Origin of the sequence: Streptomyces corallincola (assembly GCF_019104725.1) — a bacterium.
Taxonomy (GTDB): Bacteria; Actinomycetota; Actinomycetes; order Streptomycetales; family Streptomycetaceae; genus Streptomyces; species Streptomyces corallincola.
Window position 1 is genome coordinate 1 of sequence record NZ_JAHRXF010000095.1, and the last position, 967, is coordinate 967.

Below are 967 nucleotides of genomic sequence, written 5' to 3' on the forward strand. Positions count from 1 at the left end.
CTAAGGGCTGTCCCGTAAATGACCTCTGAGTGGTCGCGGACAGGGTGGGCCGCTGTTCGCCTGGTGGTCTATCCAGCAAGGGCGAGGTTGTGCATCCGTGCGATTCCGAGCATGGCGTGGTGGACGCCGTCGCCTTTGAGACGGCAGTCGCGGAGGATTCTCCAGGTCTTCATGCGGGCGAAGACGTGCTCGACGCGGGCGCGGACTTGCTTGTGAGACTTGTTGTGGGCCTGCTTCCAGCCGGGCAGTTCCTCGCCCGTTCGGCGGCGGTGGGGCATCACGAGCCCGGTGCCCGGATAGCCACCATCGGCGATGGTCATGGTTGTGCCGACGGCGGTTTTGGCGCCGGACTCCTCCCACGCCTTGCAGTCATTGCGGTTGCCGGGCAAGGGCTGGCCGACGACCACGACGAGGCGGGTGTCGGCGTCGATGACCACCTGGTGGTTGGTGGAGTACCGGTAGTTCTTCGACTGCTCGGCGATGGTGTGATCGCGGGTGGGCACCAGGGTGCCGTCCACGATCAGCACCGTGTCCTTCGCGAATCGCTTGCGGGGTTGGAGCGCGAGCATCGGCCCCAGGTGGTCGATGATGCTGTCTGCTGCCGACTTGGACACCCCGAATAGCGGGGCGAGCTGGCGCATGGTCAAGTTCGTGCGCCAGTACGCCGCTACCAGCAGAGCCCGGTCCGCCAGCGGAAGGCCCCACGGCCGGCCCTTGCGGACCACCGCCGCACCCTCACGCCGCAGTGCGGTCACCAGTTTGCCGAACAGGCGAGGGCTCAGCCCGGTGAACGGGGCTATCCAGGACGGCTGTGAAGCCGTGATCACACCAGACACCGCGACATCATTTCACTCGTCACCCGGCATCCCGGTTCACGGCAGTTCTGGACGGTCTCACCAACCCTCGAGCCGTGGTCCTCAAAGGCCCCGGTGACCTGAGTCAGTCGAAGAGGGCAATGAGTCCATTT

The 967-nt window shown here is 65.6% G+C and carries 1 protein-coding gene; it reads right to left on the reverse strand.

Annotated features, from left to right (window positions below; all coding sequences use genetic code 11):
* Positions 1–68: 68 nt before the first annotated feature.
* Positions 69–836: a transposase gene (locus tag KUM39_RS27920; protein ID WP_217788566.1), complete on the reverse strand. Its 768-nt coding sequence runs from the start codon at positions 834–836 to the stop codon at positions 69–71.
* Positions 837–967: the final 131 nt, after the last annotated feature.